The sequence below is a fragment of the Beduini sp. genome, assembly GCF_047239305.1.
In the GTDB taxonomy this organism is placed as follows: Bacteria; Bacillota_I; Bacilli_A; order Erysipelotrichales; family Coprobacillaceae; genus Beduini.
Genome location: NZ_JBKTEM010000013.1, coordinates 31,681 through 51,873, shown reverse-complemented (window position 1 = coordinate 51,873; position 20,193 = coordinate 31,681). Strand labels below are relative to the sequence as shown.

Annotated in this window: 22 protein-coding genes; 2 read left to right on the top strand and 20 right to left on the bottom strand. The window is 36.0% G+C overall.

The genetic code is table 11. The features are described 5' to 3' along the window. Window positions 1–20 precede the first annotated feature (20 nt). From ACLRVU_RS13440 to groES, 13 genes are all read right to left on the bottom strand, one after another. Window positions 21–245, bottom strand: coding sequence for an acyl carrier protein (locus ACLRVU_RS13440; RefSeq protein WP_412892236.1), 225 nt, complete (start codon window positions 243–245; stop codon window positions 21–23). 26 nt (window positions 246–271) lie between these two features. Beyond that, the gene (locus ACLRVU_RS13435; RefSeq protein WP_147550755.1) at window positions 272–670 is read right to left on the bottom strand and encodes an MG284/MPN403 family protein; all 399 of its coding nucleotides are present in this window, start codon (window positions 668–670) and stop codon (window positions 272–274) included. 51 nt (window positions 671–721) lie between these two features. After that, a complete protein-coding gene (locus ACLRVU_RS13430; RefSeq protein WP_412892235.1) occupies window positions 722–1,453 on the bottom strand; it encodes a tyrosine-protein phosphatase in 732 nt (243 codons plus the stop codon). 425 nt (window positions 1,454–1,878) lie between these two features. After that, complete coding sequence (gene proS, locus ACLRVU_RS13425; RefSeq protein ID WP_412892234.1) at window positions 1,879–3,315, bottom strand: proline--tRNA ligase; 1,437 nt, start codon at window positions 3,313–3,315, stop codon at window positions 1,879–1,881. A 106-nt stretch (window positions 3,316–3,421) separates the two neighbouring features. Next, window positions 3,422–4,387 (bottom strand): TPM domain-containing protein, encoded by a 966-nt coding sequence (locus ACLRVU_RS13420; RefSeq protein ID WP_412892233.1) that lies wholly within the window; start codon window positions 4,385–4,387, stop codon window positions 3,422–3,424. 11 nt (window positions 4,388–4,398) lie between these two features. Continuing rightward, a complete protein-coding gene (locus tag ACLRVU_RS13415; RefSeq protein WP_412892232.1) occupies window positions 4,399–4,926 on the bottom strand; it encodes a hypothetical protein in 528 nt (175 codons plus the stop codon). Window positions 4,927–4,943: 17 nt separating this feature from the next. Continuing rightward, complete coding sequence (locus ACLRVU_RS13410; RefSeq protein WP_412892231.1) at window positions 4,944–6,092, bottom strand: toxic anion resistance protein; 1,149 nt, start codon at window positions 6,090–6,092, stop codon at window positions 4,944–4,946. Next, a complete protein-coding gene (locus ACLRVU_RS13405) occupies window positions 6,093–6,758 on the bottom strand; it encodes a 5-bromo-4-chloroindolyl phosphate hydrolysis family protein (RefSeq protein WP_412892230.1) in 666 nt (221 codons plus the stop codon). A gap of 51 nt (window positions 6,759–6,809) precedes the next feature. Next, window positions 6,810–7,307, bottom strand: a complete 498-nt coding sequence (locus ACLRVU_RS13400; RefSeq protein WP_412892229.1) for a GNAT family N-acetyltransferase — start codon at window positions 7,305–7,307, stop codon at window positions 6,810–6,812. Between the two features lie 37 nt (window positions 7,308–7,344). Next, on the bottom strand, window positions 7,345–8,001 hold the full coding sequence (locus tag ACLRVU_RS13395; protein WP_412892228.1) for a 5-bromo-4-chloroindolyl phosphate hydrolysis family protein: 657 nt from the start codon (window positions 7,999–8,001) through the stop codon (window positions 7,345–7,347). Next, a complete protein-coding gene (locus tag ACLRVU_RS13390; RefSeq protein WP_412892227.1) occupies window positions 7,994–9,199 on the bottom strand; it encodes a 5-bromo-4-chloroindolyl phosphate hydrolysis family protein in 1,206 nt (401 codons plus the stop codon). Before ACLRVU_RS13390 ends, ACLRVU_RS13395 begins: the two co-directional genes overlap by 8 nt. Before the next feature lie 98 nt (window positions 9,200–9,297). Next, window positions 9,298–10,911 carry a chaperonin GroEL gene (gene groL / locus ACLRVU_RS13385; RefSeq protein ID WP_412892226.1) on the bottom strand — a complete coding sequence of 538 codons (1,614 nt, stop codon included), beginning with the start codon at window positions 10,909–10,911 and terminating at the stop codon, window positions 9,298–9,300. Window positions 10,912–10,922: 11 nt separating this feature from the next. Further along, window positions 10,923–11,204: a co-chaperone GroES gene (gene groES / locus ACLRVU_RS13380; protein WP_147550777.1), complete on the bottom strand. Its 282-nt coding sequence runs from the start codon at window positions 11,202–11,204 to the stop codon at window positions 10,923–10,925. Between the two features lie 256 nt (window positions 11,205–11,460). On the opposite strand from groES, the gene ACLRVU_RS13375 reads away from it, so the two are divergent. Both ACLRVU_RS13375 and ACLRVU_RS13370 read left to right on the top strand, forming a co-directional pair. Next, the gene (locus ACLRVU_RS13375; RefSeq protein WP_412892225.1) at window positions 11,461–11,802 is read left to right on the top strand and encodes a hypothetical protein; all 342 of its coding nucleotides are present in this window, start codon (window positions 11,461–11,463) and stop codon (window positions 11,800–11,802) included. A gap of 93 nt (window positions 11,803–11,895) precedes the next feature. After that, window positions 11,896–12,765, top strand: coding sequence for a YitT family protein (locus ACLRVU_RS13370; protein ID WP_412892224.1), 870 nt, complete (start codon window positions 11,896–11,898; stop codon window positions 12,763–12,765). A gap of 256 nt (window positions 12,766–13,021) precedes the next feature. On the opposite strand, the gene ACLRVU_RS13365 is transcribed toward ACLRVU_RS13370, so the two are convergent. Genes ACLRVU_RS13365 through ACLRVU_RS13335 form a run of 7 tightly spaced genes read right to left on the bottom strand, consistent with a single transcriptional unit; the run spans window position 13,022 to window position 20,177 of the window. Then, complete coding sequence (locus ACLRVU_RS13365) at window positions 13,022–13,648, bottom strand: V-type ATP synthase subunit D (protein WP_147550783.1); 627 nt, start codon at window positions 13,646–13,648, stop codon at window positions 13,022–13,024. A 2-nt stretch (window positions 13,649–13,650) separates the two neighbouring features. Beyond that, window positions 13,651–15,102 (bottom strand): V-type ATP synthase subunit B, encoded by a 1,452-nt coding sequence (locus tag ACLRVU_RS13360; RefSeq protein ID WP_412096844.1) that lies wholly within the window; start codon window positions 15,100–15,102, stop codon window positions 13,651–13,653. 14 nt (window positions 15,103–15,116) lie between these two features. Beyond that, entirely contained in the window at window positions 15,117–16,868 is a 1,752-nt protein-coding gene (locus ACLRVU_RS13355; RefSeq protein ID WP_147550787.1) for a V-type ATP synthase subunit A, read from the bottom strand. 32 nt (window positions 16,869–16,900) lie between these two features. Next, window positions 16,901–17,494 carry a V-type ATP synthase subunit E gene (locus ACLRVU_RS13350; RefSeq protein WP_147550789.1) on the bottom strand — a complete coding sequence of 198 codons (594 nt, stop codon included), beginning with the start codon at window positions 17,492–17,494 and terminating at the stop codon, window positions 16,901–16,903. Window positions 17,495–17,506: 12 nt separating this feature from the next. Next, window positions 17,507–17,815, bottom strand: a complete 309-nt coding sequence (locus ACLRVU_RS13345) for a V-type ATP synthase subunit F (RefSeq protein WP_147550791.1) — start codon at window positions 17,813–17,815, stop codon at window positions 17,507–17,509. Window positions 17,816–17,836: 21 nt separating this feature from the next. Further along, window positions 17,837–18,265 (bottom strand): ATP synthase subunit C, encoded by a 429-nt coding sequence (locus ACLRVU_RS13340; protein ID WP_147550793.1) that lies wholly within the window; start codon window positions 18,263–18,265, stop codon window positions 17,837–17,839. Window positions 18,266–18,284: 19 nt separating this feature from the next. After that, window positions 18,285–20,177, bottom strand: a complete 1,893-nt coding sequence (locus ACLRVU_RS13335) for a V-type ATPase 116kDa subunit family protein (protein ID WP_147550796.1) — start codon at window positions 20,175–20,177, stop codon at window positions 18,285–18,287. Window positions 20,178–20,193: the final 16 nt, after the last annotated feature.

Below are 20,193 nucleotides of genomic sequence, written 5' to 3'. Positions count from 1 at the left end.
CTCAAGATAGGTATTCATGATTATTGTCTTTTTGCTTCTACTAAATGAATTAAATCACCGACTGTTTTAATTGTTAACAACTCTTCATCTTCAAACTGTACATCTAAAGCTTCTTCCATTTGGAACACTAAGTCCACTAAATCTAATGAATCAATTCCAAGATCTTTAAAGTTTGATTCTTCTGTTAATGTTTTTCCTTTTAACTTTGGTTCCAAAACTTCTGTAATTTTTACTAAATAATCCATTATTTTCACCTCTTAGACTTATTATATCATTTTATTAAATAAAATAAAACATCATCTAGTGCCTTCTTGCGTAAACGATAATAAGTAGAACGTGAATAGTATTCATTCCACCACTCCCTTTTATTCGGGTTTAAATAATCCTTTTCGATCAGCTGATAGATTTCTTTAGGCAATGAAGCTAAAATTCCATCAATAAAAGTGACAACCGTTTCTAAGTTTTCTTTCTTTTCTATATAATTGATCATAGATGTTTCTAAATGGTTATATGGGGCATGACGATCCTTGATGACGTTATATTGAAGCTGTGGATAAAATTCTTTCTCATTAATGACTCTTAGCTGCAATTGTGCTTTCTGATATTCTCGAATAATTCCCCTTAATAACTTATCTTTCTCTTTTAAACTCATTTTATCTAAATCTGTCATAAAAATAATCCTCCTAACGTAAATATTCTATACATTAGGAGGAATTACTCATTAAAATGTAAAATTTTCTTTTAATTCGTCGATTTCTTCGTTGGTTAACCCAATCTCTACTAAATATTCCTGACTGCTTCCATAATGATCACGCAAATGATTCAGCATTTTCATTATATATAATGGTTCTGAATACAGATAACGAACCTGTCCAGGTTCAAGCATCTTCTCTAATTTTTCATTAATCTCCATATTATTTTCATAAGATTCAGAGTAATCTTTCACAATATCATATTCATGACATCCAGCTAAATCAAGCAGCAATGCGGCAATAACTCCGGTACGGTCTTTTCCTGCTGAACAATGAAAAATAACACCATCATAAGGATATTGCACGAATGTCTTGAATACCTCTTTAATTGCCGGCTGAGCTTGATCTAATAAGACACAGTATAAATCTCCCATGTCTTTAAAATCCATGTTCTGAGGAACTAATACGGCATCTCCGCCACCAAACAGATCAATACTGTAATATTTAATGATATCGTCATCTATCAGGACATTAGGTTCCTTTTGACGTTCTGCTGCACTTCTCAGATCAATTACTGCACGCATTCCATAATCAATTAAATATTGGCGATCTACTTCTGTTAAATTATCCATTCCCGCACAACGCACATATTTATGTGATTTTGTATAAGCCCCGCTCTGTGTTTCATATCCGCCTAAATCACGTGTATTTCTTACAGACGTGATAGGCAGTAATCGCTCTTCTCTACTCATATATTGCATATGTTTCACCTCAACATTCATTATACTATAAACACGAATAAAAAACGATGACAAAATCACCGTTTTATATCTCTCATCCTGCCTCTAATTATCATTTATTTCTGTTTGCCCTCAATAAAAACATCCAATATACCCTATCACTCAAAACAGCATTCCCTGTTATATGTCCATACATATCATTAATATCCCTATGAATATTATAGTTTTCTTCACTTTATATTATATATATAATTAGGAGCATATATCTCTTTATTATACTTCCGATATGATGAACAATTTTAATAGCATTGCCAATAAAAAAAACACAGCCCTATCTTATGATATACTTCCTTTAAAGCAGACAACACAAATTAAATGTCGTATATAGAAGGTATACTCATATCATTATAAAGCTGTGTTAATTTTTTATTTATTCATACTATATTCTAATATGCTTTCGCAAAATAAACGATCTTCTTTGCTTCTTTTCCACAGTAGATACATTTATCAGAATGTGCTTTGCCTTCAACGATACAGCGTGTAGAAGCTCCGGTTTCATCCTTGATCTTCTTTTCACACTCTTCATCGCCGCACCACATCGCTTTGATATATCCGCCTTTTGTTTCCAAGACTTCCTTAAATTCAGGATAAGTAGAAACAGTATGCGTATTACTGTCACGATGTTTCAAGGCACGATCATACATTTCATCGTGAATCTGATCCATTAAATCTTGAACGATCTGTACTAAGTCCTCTGATAATGATCTCGTCTGCTTAACTCCATCATTACGTTTAGCAATGACACACTGATTCGCTTCAATATCTTTTGGCCCTAATTCAATTCGCAATGGAATACCACGCATTTCTGCCTCTGAAAATTTCCATCCCGGTGATTTATCACTATCATCAACTACCACGCGAATACCAGCAGCCTTTAACTGATCTGCTACTTCGTTAGCTTTTTCCAATACCCCCGGCTTTTGCTGTTGAATTGGCACGATGATAACTTGTGTAGGGGCAATGCGCGGCGGTAATACTAATCCATTATTATCTCCATGAACCATGATAATCGCCCCTAATAAACGTGTTGAAACACCCCAAGATGTTTGATAGATATATTTTTGCTTTCCATCTTTATCTAAGAACTTAATATTAAAGGCTTTCGCAAATCCCTGTCCAAAATAATGAGAAGTTCCAGACTGCAATGCTTTTCCGTCATGCATCAGAGCTTCAATTGTATAGGTTTCCTCTGCTCCGGCAAATTTTTCTTTTTCGGTTTTACGCCCAGTGACCATCGGAATCGCCAAAAGATCTCTTGCTAGTTCATCATAAATATCTAAAATAGCTAACGTTTCTTCACGTGCTTCTTCTCTGCTGGCATGAATAGTATGTCCTTCCTGCCATAAGAATTCTGATCCACGTAAGAAAGGACGTGTCGTTTTTTCCCATCTGACAACAGAACACCACTGATTATATTTTTTTGGTAAATCACGATATGAGTTTACTATTTTTGCGTAGTGTTCACAGAATAATGTTTCTGAAGTCGGTCGTACAATAAGTGGTTCTTCTAATTCATCCAAACCACCTTTTGTAACTACTGCACATTCCGGTGCAAACCCTTCTACGTGATCTGCTTCTTTTTGCAATAGTGACTGTGGGATCAACATCGGCATATAGACATTTTCATGTCCGGTCTGCTTGAAACGCTGATCTAAATAGCTTTGAATTCTTTCCCATAATGCATACCCATAAGGACGATAAATGATAAAACCTTTGATACTTGAATAATCCATTAATTCTGCTTTGCGGCAGACATCGGTGTACCATTGAGCAAAATCAACTTCCATTGCGGTTATTGCATCGTTTTTCTTATTGTTTGCCATACTTTCTCTCCTTTAATAATACATGTTATATCTTACCAAAAATCCTATTAAGATACAATATCCTTTCTATTCCCCATAACAAAACATGAGGATCACCTCATGTTTATTAGTGTCTGCCTACTCCACCCCCGCTGGAACGTCCGCCGCCGCTGCCTCTTGATCGACTTACTGAGGAAGAAGATGGTGAGCTTGGCTTAGAGACAGGTCTGGAAATCGGTGAAGAAACTCTGGTGCTGCTGCGCTTATGCGTCGTTGAACTCGATGACTTGACTACTGGTTTAGAGGTATAGCGTGGTGTTTCTTCATAAATGATCGTTGTGGGTGTAACTGGCGGTGGGGTTTGTTTCTCACTCACTGGTCTTTTAGGTTCGCTCTTCTTGACTGGTGGTGCTTTTTCTTTCTCTGTAGAAATCACCGAAAGTTTTTTAGGCTCCACCAAGATTTCAGCACCTTCTAATTCCTTTAATGCTTTCTTATTTTTTTTAATACGATATGCCAATAAAATGACGATACCGCTCCATATTGCACTCAAAAACACTTTGATCGGATAGGTAAGCTGAACCGTTTCCTTAGAAATAGAATAATAATAAGCGTCCAGTTTAGAACAAATGCTGTTATAGGCTCCCTCTATTCGGGTATCATAATTATTGCCATAATCCACCATATCATTAAACTCATAGTTATATACGACATTGGAGAGGAATAAATCGGAAACAATCGACTTAATTCCATCCCCCTGCATAATCCAATAATCTTTTTGCTTAGTTACTATAAGAATCAATACTCCATTATTCTTCTTTTCATCTCCAAGTCCCCAACTGTTAAATAACTGATAAGCATAATCTGAGACAGACAAACCTTCAGTTGTTTCAACCGTCACAACAACTACCTGTGCACCACTTTGTCTTTCTAATCTTCTGCCCTTCGCATTAATTTGTGAGATCGTAGAAGAAGATAAAATACCTGCACTATCATTGCAGTATTGTCCATTATCCTCAACAATTGCGTGGATGGGGATTATTGTGACGATAAAAATGAATAAACTGATTAGAATAATCACATATTTTTTCATTATCTTATCCATCATGCAAATAATTCTGCATTCCCTTTCCCAACAATTTCTTTAAATATGGAAATCGGAAAATGAGTCAGTTCCTCGTTCCATTTCTTTGCCGCTTGATTATAATTCTCCTTTGAACGTGAAATCAGATCATAGGCTGAATAAAAGTTTTGATAAATCTGATTCAGCAAGCGATCATTTTCCACTACTGACATTTGTCCTACCATACTGATTTTAAGAGCGTCAAACGAAGATTGCAGCTTAACAAAAGCAATGTATAATTCATGTTTAGCTGTGGTCTCATTAAAGATTTTTAAATCTGCTTCCAATTGTTCGATTAAGTTCTTATCCTTATTCTCATTCTTCGCTAAAACAATCAGGCTCGCCGCATACTGGGACTGACGTTCCAATTCCGGCTGGAGCTGCTGAACATAGATGGATTCAATTTGATCACTTTTTTGTATAACGGCTTTGCTTCCGCCTAAAAAGACAGCCGCCGCGATCATTAATCCCATGATCATGGCGGCTGTTTTATAATTTTTAAAGTTCATTCGTGTTCACCTGCTTACTATGCACGAATATCTAATAATTTCTGTTTCAATTCTCCCTCAATACGCTGTAATTCTTTTTCAGCTTCAATACGTTTCTGTTTACCTTCGTCTTGAATTTTCACTACTTCATCCAACGTTTCGATTAAAGATTGATTTGTATGCTTTAATGTTTCTATATCAATGATACCACGTTCAGATTCTTTCGCTGTTTCAATCGTTCCCATTTTCAATGTATCTGCATTTTTCTTCAATAAGTCGTTTGTCATTTCCGTTACACTTCTTTGTGCTTCCATTGCTTCACGTGAATGCTGAATCCCTAATGCCAATACCATTTGTGATTTCCATAACGGTATTGTATTGACGATGACAGACTGAATCTTTTCCGCCATCAGCGTATCATTATTTTGAACTAAACGAATCTGCGGTGCCATTTGAATTGCTACAATTCGAGTCAGTTCCAAATCATGAATCTTCTTTTCAAAACGGTTGATTAAACTGGCATAGTCATTAGCTGCCTGTGAATCTTCCGGTGTTTGAGTCTGCTGAGCCTTTGCCACCAATTTAGGCAGTTCTTCTGCTTTTGCTTTTTCCAGTTTTTTCTTACCCGCTAAAATATAAAGTGTTAATTCTTTATAGTTTGTCATGTTTAATTCATACATCTGATCTAACATGGCAATATCTTTTAATAATGTCACCTGATGATTTTCTAAGTTACGTGTAATCTTATCTACATTTGATCCCACTTTAGAATATCTGGCTTTAATTTCTTCTGTCTTGCTTCTTGCTTTTTTGAACATTCCGAAGAACCCTTTGTTTTCTTCCGTTCCCATGTCCATTTCTTTTAATTCTCCGACTAAAGAAGACACCATATCTCCTATTTCGCCAAGGTCTTTTGTACGCACTTTATCCAAAGTAGATTCTGAAAATCCGGAAATCTTATTTTGAGCTGCTGCCCCATACTGTAAAACTAACTGAGAATTTGTAATATCAATTTTTTCTGAAAAGTCTTCTACTAATTTCTTTTCTTCCGGTGTTAATTTTGATTCTTCCAAATCAGATTCCGGCAGTGCTTCCTCCACAGGTTTGATTTTAGGTTCTTCAACCGCCGCACTTTCTCCTAACGGGTCTAATGTCAAAGTTGGCATTTTTACTTCTTTTTCTTCCATTTAGTTTCTCTCCTCTTTCATTTCATCTAACAATAAACCATCTTGATGCAGCATTGTCTTTAGCACTTCAATCTCTGCATTGGTATCAATCATCTGATTTTGATATAACTCCTCATACTTATGATGAATGGCTTGTTTCATCATTTCTACTGCTCCCTCGATTTCTCCAGCTGTATCTTTTACTTTTCCTTTTGGTTCACTCAGCGTTTCATAGTGAGCATAGGTTTCAAGTAATTCGATTAAAACCGGTAAATAATAAGCTAACAGTTTTCTTATACTTGTTGTATCCTCTGGATGTTCGCGCAAATATTTGAATATCTGCTTAATCGTACTGACAATTTCATTAAGATCCTGACTAATCTTTTCATCTGCAATCCCTTGGTTCAGCTCATTTAAAGCCTGCAATTGTGTCGCCGCTTCTTTTTCCATCTCAACTAAAGTCAAGGTATTTTCAACAGAATCAGAATTCACCGTTTTTTGTGTTGTTACATCGTGAAAAAAAACACTTTTTAACACTACATATACCACTATCCCAAGTCCTGTCAAAATAAAATAATCGGTTATCCGATACAGATCAAATACGAAAGCATAGATTAAGCAAAAAATACCTACTCCATAAAATGGATACGGTGAGCGAATTTTATTTTTAATTGTCATTTGCCCCATTTTTTGCACATCCTTTAATTAACATTATACATGGTTTTCGTTTATTTTCAATTAGGACTTTTTGATCCTTCCCATCATATATTCATCTACATATGCTCCGTTTCTAATAGATGCTTTACGTTGTGTTCCTTCGATTTCAAATCCATATTTCTTATATAAATTAATAGCTTTCTCGTTATCTACAAAAACATTTAATTCCACTCTTACAAGCATCAGCCAATTATCCGCAATATCCAATGCTGCTTCCATCAGACTGCTGCCGATATGCTGATTCTGATAGCGATGATCAACCATAATACCAATCGTTCCGCAGTGGCGGCGACGTGGACTTCCTTCGACACTTAATCCAATGTCACCGATGATCTCTCCATCTTCACTCACGGCAACAAAACGGTGATCATTCACACCTAAATTTTCTATGCCTTCACGATTTCTTTCCAGTCGTTCAGAGGGTATACCGAGGATATTCTCAAATACTCCCGGCATCCTGCGCAAACGATTGATCCCTACTTCATCTCCTTGTTGAATCGGACGTATTGTATATTTCATTTTCTTTCTCTCCCTATCTTATTTAATATTTTTATCATTATTGCTGTTTCAGCATCGTTTCTAAAGCCGCAATATCTGCTGTCACATCTGTAATTTTATCACTGTAGAAACCCTGTATTTTTTCTTCTAATTCTTCCCTTACAAAACGACTGCTTTTTTCGATCTCCTGCAGTCCTTCTTGCATGTCTTTGCAGATCATTGGATCTCTTTCATATTTGATATACATCGTCAATAGCTCCATAAAAGGAGACATATAGGATTCAAACAGTTTTTGCAATGATTCTATTTGATCGGGATTATCAATTGCATACTGCAGCATGATTTTAATGATCACGATCATTTTTTCCAGTTCATCATTTAAACGATCTGACTCAATGTTTTCCTTATCCTCTTTTAAAGTGGTGATATACTGATTCATTTCTTTCTTCATTTGTTCCAAAGACTCTTTCTGATTCTCTTTTAAAAATTTCCCCAACCGATTTCCAACAACTCTTGCCCGCACTCTTTTGCCATTGCTGAAAAGACGAGCTACTCCATAAATGACTGAGCAAATAAAAATATCTGCCGGGATATTATATAAAAGTGATTTAGGGGCTGTGAAATAAAAGAAAGTCCAGAAAACAAGCAGGATGACTGCTGGTGCAAATGAAGGAATATACACACTGTAGACTAAATCGACATTATCTTCACTCATCTGTTATTCCTCCTTTTAATTCATCCAGTGGATCATCAAGCAGCCCATCTTGATGAAGCAAGGTATTCAGCATTGCAATGTTCGCTCCTGTAACCATTGATTCTTCCTGATAAAACTGTTCTATTTTCTTATTCAGAGCTTGTTTCATACTTTCCAATGAATCTTCTATCCTTATTAATGTTGCTTTCATATCTTCACTTAAATTAGGTATTTCATCATATAGCTGATATACTTCTAAAAGTTTCATGACAGTTGGCAGATAGTAATCTAAAAACTTATTCATCGAACTAGCCTGACTTGGATATTTTTCAAGATACTCCATGATGGCTTCTACTAAATGAATAATCGCCTCAATATCCTGACTCACTTTCTCATCCGGAATCTTTTCATTATAATCTTTCAATAACACGATCTGCTTCTTAGCTTTATTATCCATTGCTTTCTGATCTATCTTTAACTCCTGTTCAATAATCAGTTGGTTACCCTTTGGTGTATCCTCTGTTTTTTCAACGTTAATATAGCGTTTTATGCAGAAATGAAATATGACATAAAGAATTAAGCCAACAGCTGCATTGATGAACAGATTATCCGTATATTTACTAGGCCAAAGCACGATGAAAGAAAACCAGCATATCACGCTGCCCACTATAGCTTCAAAAGAAAACTTAAAAATAGAATGCGTTCTTTTGACTTTTTTTTCTGAGACTATATCGTTTCGTAAATTTAGCGTTTTAGCCTGTTTTAATAAAGCTAAAGTTTTTTTAATCTGTTTAAGATCTTTTTCCTGCTGGAAAGGAGAGTTATCCTTTATTTCGATGACCTTGCGGAAGGCTGAAATTATATGTTTTATACAGAGTTTCCGCACTTCAATATCAATCGATTGGCATAATTCTTGAATTGGCGTCTCAATATGGATCGGAATATTTTGATTACCCTCTGCATTATATTTCTTTTCAAGATTTAATAAATCTAAAGCTGCCGATATATAATTGCTGATCACCATGAACGATCCTTTAGATATACATGCCTGTTTACTATAAAAATCAAATAAAGCACTTAAATCATCTGTCATCACTTTTAAATGATTCTTTACTGTATTATTAGTTGTTTCTTTATAAAAGTTTTCCAACGCTTCCATCGCATTCAAAATATTTTCCTGATAAAACTGGAGAGAATTTAAGTGTGATTCATTTTCCATTGTTCTTTTCCTCCCCATCAATTATTTTATCCTTAACTATCATTATATATGTTTTCATGTGAATTGAAAATAAAAAAAGGAGCCTAAGCTCCTAATTATTAATACATTGGCATTTGTGGCATTGCTGGTGCTTCGGCTTCTTTGATTGTTCCGACTGCAGCTTCGGTCGTAATAAATAATCCGGAAATAGACCCTGCATTCAAGATTGCACTTCTTGTTACTTTGGTTGGGTCTACAATGCCTGTATCAAACATATCTACCCATTGACCGGTTTTAGCGTCAAATCCAACATTCTCTGCTTTGACTAACTGTTCACGAACAATGTCATCTCCATCATATCCGGCATTTTCGGCAATTTGATATAATGGGATGCTCAATGAATCTAAAACGACATTGATTCCCTTCTGAACATCTAATACATCTGATTTTAATTCATCTCTGATTTCTTTATAAATTTCAATTAAAGCTGCACCACCGCCAATTACGATTCCTTCACTGACTGCAGCTTTTGTTGCATTTAAGGCATCTTCGATTCTTAATTTCTTTTCTTTTAATTCAGTTTCAGTCGTTGCACCTACTTTAATTAAAGCAATACCATTCGTTAATTTTCCTAAACGTTCCTGATAACGTTTTTTATCATAGTCACTGCTGCTGTTTTCAATCTGAGAACGGATTTCATCAATACGGGCTTTCATTTCCTCTTCAGCACCCGCTCCGCCAATCAGTGTTGTATGATCTTTATCTACAATGATTTTCTTTACTGTTCCAAGATCTTCTAACTGAATATCTTTAATATCCATATTTAAATCTTTAGCGAAGAATTTAGCGCCTGATAAAGTAGCAATATCATTCAAAATATCTTTTTGGTTATCCCCAAAGCCAGGTGCTTTTGTTGCGACAACATTGAAAGTTCCTCTTAATTTATTTACAACGATCGTTGAGACAACTTCATTTTCAATATCATCTGCAATGATCAACAATGGTTTGTTAGCTTGCATTACTTTTTCTAAAATAGGCAGGATTTCCTGAATTGTACTGATTTTTTGATCTGTCACCAACAGATATGAATTTTCCATTTCAATTTCCATCTTTTCACGGTTGCTTACCATGTAAGGTGAAATAAATCCTTTATCATACTGCATTCCTTCACTGATTTCTAATGATGTATCAAAACCTTTTGATTCATCCACATTGATAACACCATCTTTTCCTACTTTATCCATCGCTTCGGCAATGATGTCTCCGATTTCTTTGCTTCCTGATGAGATTGTCGCTACCGAAGCAATGTCATTGCCTGTTTCAATCTTACGTGATTTATCTAACAGTTTTTTAGCGACAGCATTGCTGGCAAGTTCAATCCCTTCACGCATTAAAACCGGGTTGCTTCCTTTTTCTACAGCCTTTAATCCTTTTTGAATCATTGACTGAGCTAAAATTGTAGCGGTTGTTGTTCCATCCCCGGCTGCATCATTTGTATTGTTAGCAACTTCATAAACAAGTTTAGCACCCATGTTTTCAAATGTATCTTCTAATTCAATTTCTTTTGCGATACTGACCCCATCGTTTGTGATTAACGGAGATCCATATCCTTTATCTAATACAACATTACGTCCTTTTGGTCCTAATGTCACTTTTACGGCATCAGCTAGTAAGTTGACTCCCTTCAACATGGAAGTTCTTGCATCTTTTGAATAACGTATTTCTTTACTCATTGTTCTTCCTCCTATTCAACAATTGCTAGAATATCCTTTTGTGAGACAATCAGATAATCCTGATCATCAATTGTGACTTCTGTTCCGCCATAGCGCTTAAAGATGACCTTGTCACCAACGCTGACGTGCATTGGAATCACCTTTCCATCAACGACTTCTCCTTCGCCTACTGCGATTACTTTCGCAACTGATGGCTGTTCCTTTGGTTTGTCACTTAATATAATGCCACTTGCAGTCTTATTTTCTACCTTTTCTTTTTCCAGGATGACATTATCATGTAGTGGTTTCAACATATTAATTCCTCCTTCTGGCACTTGATACTTTCTAGTGCTAAGACTATTATAGCTCATTTTAGCAGTTTGTCAATATGAGTGCTAAAACTTTTTTAATATAATTTTAGTCATCTTTTCTCTTCAATTTCTGTCTAAATATGATACAATAGATAAGTAAAATAACTAAAAAGATTATCGTGGTTACTCGCTTTAGGCGGGTTATCTTTAGAGGCTATATAAAAGCCCTTACAATATGATTATAAAGGAGATTAGAGATATGGTTGTCGTTATTGTTTCACCTGTTACTCACAAGATTGTCAATGCATTAAATACTGTGAAAGATTATCATTTCATAAAATCAAAAGGCCCACGCTGTTTTTATTATACGGAGGGTAAAGAGGGCGATGCTGCTACGATCTATAAAACTAAGAAACTGATTGTTCAATTAATCGGGGCGGTTTATGTATTTGAGGCGTATGGCATTTATAATGGGATGATTGATTTATTTAGTTATCTGCCGTCAGAAAAGAAAGATAATAATAAATATTATAACCAAACAAAAAAAGATATCAGTGATGAAGAACTGCAGGCATGGAAAAAGGAAAATAATATTGTTTAATATAAAATATGGGAACCATATAGTTGATAATATCTGAGGTTCCTTTTAAAATGCTTTATTAAAGCTTGTAAACTCAATAGAAAGTAGGATAATATGAAACGATTAAATTCTAAGAAAAATAAAGAATATATGTGGATGTTTATTGGCTCATTACTATTTTGTGCCGGATTAAACTGGTTTATCGTTCCGGTTGGTCTTTATAATGGCGGTACTGTGGGTATCTCACAGATCATCCGATCATTACTGCAAGATTATATTCATTTACCGGTAGGATTTGATATAGCGGGGATTATTAACTTTCTTATCAATATTCCCCTGTTATTCTTAGCCTACTCTAAATTTGGGAAAGATTTATTTTTAAAAACAGTTTTCAGTGTCATTACTCAAACGATATTATTTTCAATATTGGCGATTCCTCAGATTCCGATCATTGATGAACAAATTACTGCCTGTCTGATTGGTGGATTAATGGCAGGAGCAGGTGTCGGTCTTACCTTGCGAGCAGGTGGTTCAGGCGGAGGAGCAGATGTATTGGGATTATATTTTACCCAAAGATTTAAAGATTTTAGTGTTGGAAAGATGACTTTAATCATCAATGCTATCGTTTATAGCACCTGTGCACTTTTATTTGATCTTCAAGTCGCTATTTATTCTATTATTTATTCTGCTGTTTATTCCATTGTTGTGGATAAGATTCATTTACAAAACATTAATTCCAGTGTCATGATTTTCACAAAACAAGAGAATTTATATAAAAAGATTATTGAGAATCTGCGACGCGGTACTACTTATTGGAAAGGGACTGGCGGATATACACAAACAGATACCTATGTCATCGTGACAGTATTATCTAAATATGAAATCCAGCAGCTAAAACAGTTACTGACCGCTGAGGACCCTCATGCGTTTATCATTGTCAACAATGATTTGGAAATTATCGGAAATTACGAATTAAGATTATAAAATAGATTTTTATTTACAGAATACTTTAGTTCTCCCCCTTTATTCTCACACCAAGTATATAAAAAGGAATCCTAAATGTGCGGTCCCACTTTTGTGGCTGCTGCTCCATAGATTCCTTTTCTTGTTAAATTTTACATTTATAAATATAGATCATTGATGCTTTTAAAAGTTTTATTAAAAGTATTTGAACAATTGTCTCTTCACTATTATTAAATTCACTGTTTAATGATCTCCCGTATTAAATTTAAAAAACAGCTTAGCTGCTTTGTGCTAAACTGTCTTTTTGATTCTTAATTACTTTTTGTCTCGTAAATTCTTCACGATCTTTTTCTTCTAAGGCCTCAGTAATGAACTTAACTGTATTGGTAAATTCAGGAATAGAAATATTCTTTAAAGCATTCGCTCTTTTTTGTGTTTTACGAATGGCATTTGCCAGACGGTAAACACTGTTTTCTACTTCTGCCAAAATGACAGTTAATTCTTTAACGTGATAGAAGCAGCGATAAGCATAATCCACTTTTGAATTGGCTCTTTCAAATCCATATCCTAAACGGATTGGCTGTTTATCGTATTTTACTGTTGGCAGTTCGACTCCCATGACACTTCGATAGCTGACACTTAATCCCGTATCAATCGGTACTGCTTCAACGATATCGGTAATAACCCCTAGTGAGATATTAGCTTCCTGCAAAGCGTAGTAAGCTCTTTGATAAGAACTCGTAATTTCATCACGAATCTTTTTTACATCGTCCAACAGGTTCATCATTTCGCGAATCAGGACATTTCTTTTTTTATCAAGCAAATCATAACCAAGGTTCGCCAGTTCCAAGGATTTCTTAGTTGCAATCAGATTCCCTTTTGTTGGGAAAACTTGCGCTGCCATAATTAATTACCTGCCGCGTTTGCGTTGTGCAATTCTTTAATAATCGTATCTTCGCTTAGTCCGAAATCTTTTATAGCTTTTTCATGATCATAATGCTGATCTACAACAGCGTTATCGATACGGTCTAATTCCCCTTTAGGCAAGACAGAAAGTAAATTCCATCCTAAATCCAAAGTTTCTACGATACTACGATTGACATCGAATCCCTGGTTAATAAAGTGTTGTTCAAATAATTTTCCAAATTCCATATATTTTTTATCAGTAGGAGATAATTCATCTTCTCCGATAACAGATGTTAATGAACGTACTTCCTGTACATGGTTGTAGCAGGCAAATAACTGGTTTGAAACATCTGAATGATCCGCTCTTGTATAGCCTTCACCGATACCATCTTTCATCAGACGGCTAAGTGATGGTAAGACTCCAATTGGCGGATATATTCCCATCGCATTCAATTCTGAATCCAACGTAATCTGACCTTCCGTAATATATCCGGTTAAGTCAGGTACCGGGTGAGTAATATCGTTGTTAGGCATAGTCAGGATTGGAATTTGAGTAACTGATCCTTCTGCCCCTTTGATAATTCCGGCTCTTTCATATAATGAAGCTAAATCAGAATACAAGTATCCTGGATAACCTTTACGCCCTGGAATTTCACCTTTACTTGATGAGAACTCACGTAAAGCTTCACAATATGAAGTAACATCAGTATAAATAACCAATACATGCATGTTGTGTTCAAAGGCTAAGTATTCTGCAGCTGTTAAAGCACAGCGAGGTGTTAAGATACGTTCGATGATTGGATCGTTTGATAAGTTCAAGAACATAACCACTCTTTCCATAACACCGGCTTCTTCGAATGAACGACGGAAATAATCCGCAACGTCATTCGTTACCCCCATTGCAGCAAAGACAACGGCAAATCCCTTACCGTTATCATCGGCAACTTTGGCTTGCTTAACGATTTGTACAGCTAATTGATTGTGAGGCATCCCAGATCCTGAGAAGATCGGTAATTTCTGTCCACGAATCAAAGTCATCAAACAGTCGATTGAAGAAATCCCTGTATTGATATAGTTTCTTGGATAAACACGCCCAACCGGATTTAATGGCTGACCATTAATATCAGCAGTTTTAACAGCATAAATATCCCCTAGTCCATCGATTGGCTTTCCAGCTCCACTAAATACTCTTCCTAGAATTTCCCTAGATAGAGCTAATTCCATTGGATGTCCAACTAATTTTGTTTTCGTATTTGATAATGAAAGATCGTTCGTTCCTTCAAATACCTGAACAACGACACGTTCTCCTTCGATCTGAACAATACGTCCTAAACGGGTAGTTCCATTATCTAATTGTAATTCAACCATTTCATCATAAGATGCACCCTGTACGTGATCCAGTACGACTAATGATCCATTAATTTCACTAAGACCTATATATTGAAGACTCATAGTAATACTCCTTTCTACGCAATACTAGCAATCGCTTCATCGATATCATTCATATAATCATCTAATAAAGCAATATTACTATTAGGCACATCATATTTCATTTTTACTACTTTTTCAAAGATTCCTGTTTCTACTAATAAACGAATCGGTTTACCAGAAGAAACGAATTCTTTTCCTCGCTTATTCAAGTAAAGAATAACTTCCATCATCTTTAACTGTTTTTCTAGCGGCACATAAGTATCATCCGGATGGAATGCATTTTGCTGCAAGTATCCAACACGCACTACTTTAGCTACTTCAATAATTAATTTTTGGTCATCTGGCAATACATCAGATCCCATTAATTTAACGATTTCCATCAGCTTGCTTTCTTCGGCTAAAATAGAAGCTAAATCTTGACGGTCACGAACAAATTTTGGACCTACATTTTTATTAAACCATCTTTCCAAATCCGGTACATATTCACTATAACTTTGATTCCAGTTAATCGCGAAGTAATGTCTTGCATAAGCTAATGCTTTATCTAATGCCCAGAAGCAACGAACGAAACGTTTTGTATTCTGAGTTACAGGTTCAGAGAAGTCCGCTCCCTGAGGAGATACAGCTCCGATAATTGTTACTGAACCTTCTTTATTGTTTAATGTTTCCATATACCCCGCACGTTCATAGAACTGTGACAGTCTTGACGGCAAGTAAGCAGGGAACCCTTCTTCAGCGGGCATTTCTTCCAAACGCCCTGAAATTTCACGCAATGCTTCAGCCCAACGAGAAGTTGAATCTGCCATGATCGCCACGTGATATCCCATGTCACGATAATATTCAGCTAATGTTACCCCAGTATAAATACTTGCTTCACGAGCCGCAACGGGCATGTTTGACGTATTGGCAATCAATACTGTTCTGTCTGTTAACGGACGGTTTGACTTAGGGTCAATCAACTCACTAAATTCTTCCAATACCTGTGTCATTTCGTTTCCACGTTCTCCACACCCTACATAAACGATAACGTCTGCATCACACCATTTTGCTAACTGGTGCTGAGTCATGGTTTTCCCTGTACCGAATCCACCAGGGATCGCTGCTGCTCCCCCTTTAGCGATTGGAAACAGAGTATCAATAACACGCTGTCCGGTTACTAATGGACGAGAAATCGGTAAACGCTTTGCTACTGGTCTTGATTTTTTGATTGGCCATTTTTGGCAAAGGCTGCATTCATGAATGTTGCCTTCTTTATCTTCTACTTTCATCACAACATCATTGACACGATATAACCCACTTGGTTTTACTTCAATGACTTTACCGCTGATGAACGGACTAACCATACAACGATGTTCAATTAAATCCGTTTCCGGACATGTCGCATAAATGAACCCGCCAGATACTTCATCGCCAACTTTAGCGATCATTGTTACATCCCATTGTTTTTCTTCATCTAGTGGCGCAACGTTACTTCCTGTTGCAATGAAAGCACCAGATTCTTTTGCCATTTCTTGCAATGGTCTTTCGATACCATCAAAAATATTTCTTAAAATCCCTGGCCCTAAAGTAACTGAAATAGGATTTCCAGTACTGTATACTGGTTCTCCCGGTTTTAATCCTGTTGTTGTTTCATAAACTTGGATCGTAGTAAAGTCTTTATTAACAGAGATAACTTCTCCCATTAAACGTGCTTCTCCTACATATACCATTTCCAACATTGAGAATTCAGTTGCTTGTTTTACTTTAACGACGGGACCATTGATTGAATAAATTACACTATTACTCACATTGTCACCTCCAGCAGGACAACGCCTGCATCCTACTTAATAATTAAACCAGAGTTTTTATAGAACCAATCTTTTTGGCCTTCCAAAGCACTGTCCAGTGATTCATTGATCACCAATTTATCTGCTTTATTTTCAATGATAAAACCACCGATTGTGATATCTTCACTTGTTTGTACGGTAATATCCTTTCCATAAGCAGCCACTAATTTATCTTTCAAAGCTAAATCAGCTTCTCTTACATACATCACTGAATTTTCTAATCCATAAGTCGCTGCTTTTTTCACTTTTTCAATTAAGAAATCGCTGTAATCAGCACTCTTGGTAAATTCAACTAATTTATCTTTTGCTTGAGTAAATACGTTATTGACATATTCATCTCTTTTTTCAATCAGTTTTTTTGTTCTTTCGCTATGACTTTCAGAAATCTCAGCAGAAGCTGTAGAAGAAATTTCAGCTAATTCCTGACTCATTTGCAAGTCAGCATCTCTTTTTGCTTCTTCTTTCATTTGTTGATCCGCTTGTTCTTCAAGTTTTTTCACTTCTTCAAGAATAGCCTGACGTTCTTTGCTTGCTACTGATGTGATTTCATCTTTCATATAGAGAAATACTTGTTCGATATTCTGCATAACACATATCTCCTATAGTTTAACCCCAATTGCTTCAGATACATATCTGTCAATCGTCTCACCGATCTTAGATTCGCCATGACGATCCGGTATTTCAACAATTAAAGGCTTGGGTTGTTTTAATTTGACTTCAGATATAATATCTGGACACAGCTCGATGAGCTTTGTAGTAACTAAAATTACAGCGATTGAAGGATCTTTCATCTTCTCTTCAAGCTTCACTAAAAACTCGTGACGTTCATGAAGTACGACCCCTTCAATCCCTACTAATCTTAATCCCATTAGTGTGTCTGTATTATCGCTGATTAAGAAAAATTTCATATAATCAGACACCTTTCATTTTTATAATTTGTTGATAATTAAGATAGAGATTAATAATCCGTAGATCGCAACCCCTTCACCTAAGGCAACGAAGATCAATGATTTACCAAAGTTCTTTTCGTTTTCAGAGAAAGCTCCGATAGCAGCAGGAGCAGCAGCAGCAACGGCAATCCCTGCACCTAATGCTGAGAAACCAGTGGCAGCAGCAGCACCAACAAATCCTAAACCTTGAGCGATTGTTCCGGCGATGCTAGCGGCACCTTCAGCAGCAAATACACCGTTAGCTTGGAATAAGAATACTCCACATACAACAGCTAAGAAACTACAGATATGAGTAGTTAAACGCCATTTAGCTGATTTAGCGTTCACTTTTCCTGTAAACATTTTTACTAATGGTAATGAAATTAAAGCAATGATTAAAGCTGGTAAAATAAATTCTAATACTGTCATTTTATAAATCCTCCAATAATTATTTATCCTTTATAGTTGTAAACGGAATACCATTTCCTTCATAGTAACGGCTGAACATTTCATAGAATTCCAAACGCAATACTTGGATTCCGACGATAAGTCCTTCCAAACACATAACAAAGATATTCCCAATGACTAATACGATCCAATATCCTATACCACCGACCATGTTTGCCAGCGTATAAACAACAAGCATCATTCCGGCATGGGACAAGATGAATCCACCAACACGCAAGTAAGACATGGTATTGGCAACAAATGTTAACACAACTTCAAATAGTTCAAAGAACCCTTCTGTAAAGAATGCCCCAAACCCTTCCGGGAACAATGGTTCATTTTCAAAACATTTTCTAGTTAACGGTTCTTTTAAGAAGATGGCAAACAATGGAATTACGATAAAGATGATGATTGTAACTGGATTAAGCACATTCATTCCTAAAACAGTTAACAAAGCTAATACTAAGATAGATCCGTAGAATAATAATCCGGCAATCCCATTTTGTGAGAACAGCGTTTCTCCATAGTTCTTCTTCTTTAAGTTTGTATAAATATTAATCAGCATTGAAATAATCGTTAAACAAATCCCAATACTAATTGCACCAATTAATAAAGTCATAGTCGTTTCTTCTGCCATTGGATGCACCAATGGTGAAATCAGTTCTTCATAACCAAAGACAGATCCAAACACAAATCCAAAGATCGTACTTGAGAACCCTAAACGAATTCCTACTGCCCCTAATTCCATATGAAATTTTTTATAGGCGATAAATCCAACTAAAGACAGCAATAAGCCTTGCCCAACATCCCCAAACATGATCCCAAACAGCAATGTGTAAGTTAATGCTACAAACGGTGTTGGATCAATATCGGTATAGGCAGGTACACCATACATTTCAACGAACATTTTAAATGGTCTTGAGAACCATCCGTTAGATAATTTACTTGGCGGTGTCAAACGTGAATCACCTGTACCAGGACGAACATTAACTTCAACGCCCTCAATGCTTTCAAAATCTTTTTTAATCTTTTCTGCATCTTTCTTAGCCGCAAATCCCATAATTGCTGATTTGCCACCCAATACGATAACATATTTTTGTGCTTCATATGTTTTATTCAAATGAAGAGCAATCGTATAAATACGATCTAATTCAGCTTTATTATCAGCAAATAGCTTGACGATACGTCCTGCCAAATCATCTGACATCTTTTGTGCTGCATTTGTTTCTTCTTGAATTTCTGAAATCGCTAATTCAGGAGTCCCATGAACGAATTCCGGAATATGCACTCTTTCAAAATACAGTGATGAGAAAATATTGTCGATTTCCGGTGCTTTAGACGGTGTTGTGATATACATACACCATGTATATTGGAAATCATCATGGAATCTTTTTAAGATAAACGGTTGTCCTTCGTAATATTGCAGTTTATCCACATTGCTGATCGGCAAACGACCAAAACGCACCTGCAAGTATTTACAAGAGAACAAGTCATCAAAATCGACTTCCATTCCTGCGACATGGTTCAACTGCACCATGGCATCATTATTTTCTTCAACTACGATATCCAACTCTTTCTTTACACGATTGAATGCATCGGCTTGCTCTGCAATATCGCAAAAGAATGAATCAGCTTTAATTACATTCATTACATTATTTTCTACTTTGACCTCATCCAGTTTAAACCCGTATTGTTCACTGGCTTGAGTCATACGTGATAATAAATCAGCATATGGATTTTCACGATTTAATACCGACAGTCCATGTACTGAATCTACAAATTTAGATGCTGGCTCCGGATGGAGGTTATCTTGTTCAATTAATTTCAATAAAACTTCATCATATTGTTCTTGATTGAACTCGATATCCAAAAGCATCATCTTTGCAATTGCCATATTCTTTCTCCCTTCA